General features: G+C 70.3%; 2 protein-coding genes. Both read right to left on the bottom strand.

The window, feature by feature from the left end; all coding sequences use genetic code 11:
* Positions 1–431 (bottom strand): ABC transporter ATP-binding protein (locus tag QPR87_RS23495; protein WP_139236909.1); only part of this gene is annotated, 431 nt, incomplete at its 3' end.
* Positions 432–435: 4 nt separating this feature from the next.
* On the bottom strand, positions 436–1743 hold a 1308-nt coding region (locus QPR87_RS23500), incomplete at its 5' end, for a KpsE/RkpR family capsule polysaccharide export protein (protein WP_285051565.1).

Raw genomic sequence — 1743 nt, forward strand, 5'->3', positions numbered from 1 at the left:
TAGGTGTCGAAATGGATGCCCATGCTGGCGCCCATCGCCAGCCGCGAGCGCATGCCCGAGGAATAGCTGCCGAAGGGCTGGTGGTAATGCTGGCCCAGCTCGGCGAAATCCTCGACGTAATCGATCAGCTCGTCGGTATCCACGCCGTAGATGCGCGCCACGAAGCGCACGTTCTGCGCCCCGGTCAGCTCGGGGTGGAAGCTGCCGGCAAAGCCCACCGGCCAGGAGATGGTGCCGTCCGACAGCACCCGCCCGGCCGTGGGCGAGACCGTGCCGGCGATCATCCTGAGCAGCGTCGACTTGCCCGCGCCGTTGCGGCCCAGCAGCGCCACCGAGGCCCCGGTGGGGAACTCGGCGTTCAGCCGGTCCGCCACCAGCGTCTCGCGGCCCTTGAGCCGATAGCGCTTGGTCAGGTTCTCGAGCCGGATCATCGCGCTAGCGGCGGTCGCGGACGCTGTAATAGATCAGCACCAGGATCGACCAGCCCGCCAGCAGCATGCCGGTGATCATCGCCCAGAGCCAGGGCCGGTTCGGCTCGGTCGCGCTTTGCGCCACCTTGGGCTCGATATGGGCGGCCAGGTAGCGCGCCTGGCGCTGCGCCTCGGCCAGCGCCGTCTCATGGGCGATGCGGGCCGAGCGATAGGCGCCCTCGGCGAATTCGCGGTCCACGGCCAGCTTTTCGTATTCGGCCATCAGCTGGGCATAGCTCTCGCCCGCCGGTCCCTTGCCCTCGGCGCCGAACTTGGCACGCTCGGCGTCGATCAGCCGGCGCAGGGCGTCGATCTTCTGCTGCGACTGGGTGACGCGGTGGTCGGTGGGCTGGGCGTTGTCCAGAAGCAGGTCGTGGGCGACCAGCACCTCGGCCAGCTGCGCCTGCAGCCCGCTCAGCACCCCCATCTGCCCGGCCAGGTCCGCCTCGGGATCGACGATCTGCGAGCGCATGCGGAAGGCGGTCATCGCCTGGCGGGTCTCGGTCAGCTCGGCGCGGGCCTTGTCCAGCTCGGCCTTGGCCAGCCGGGTGGCGTCGTCCTGGGCGATGGTCGAGAGCTGGTTGATCTTGTCCGAGCTTTCCTGGAACACCGCCGCGGCGATCTCCTGCGCGTCCCGGGCGGTGAAGGCGCTGATCTTCAGCGTGATCAGCTGGGTGGTGCTGTCGTAGAGCACCTTGACCTGGCGCTGCCAGTAGTCGGTCAGGTCCTCGACATGGCCCTCGGGGTCGAAGGCGAAGACGAAGTCATGCGGCCAGGGCCCCGAGAAGCGCGCGCGCAGGTCGAGCCGGGCGTCGATCCTTTCGACCATGTCCTGGCTGCGGATGTATTCGTAGAGGATGTCGGTGTCCGAGGCGCTGGCGCCGCCGGCCAGCGGCGCCAGCCCGCCCAGCAGGTCGATCGAGGGGGTGGACTGTTCCTTGCGCACCGAGAAGCCGACGGTCGAGACATACTGGTCCTCGGCGCGCAGCCAGAGATAGGCGGCCCAGAGCAGGCTGGGCAGCAGCACCAGCGCCAGGAACGAGCCCAGGATCAGCCAGTGCCGGCGGCGCGGCTCGGCGATGCCGACGGTCGGGCGCACCGGCTGGTCCGGGGCGGCGGCCGGCTGCTGGGGCCGGACCCGGGCCAGAGGCTTTGCGGCCGGCTTCGCGGCAGGTTTCGGGGCCGGCTTCGCGGCGGGTTGCGCCATGGGCCGGACCGGGATCGGCTGGTCCTGCTGGCGCAGCGCCGGCGGCTTGGGATCGGCCGGGGCCGC

This window comes from Paracoccus sp. SSJ, assembly GCF_030234105.1.
In the GTDB taxonomy this organism is placed as follows: domain Bacteria; phylum Pseudomonadota; class Alphaproteobacteria; order Rhodobacterales; family Rhodobacteraceae; genus Paracoccus; species Paracoccus denitrificans.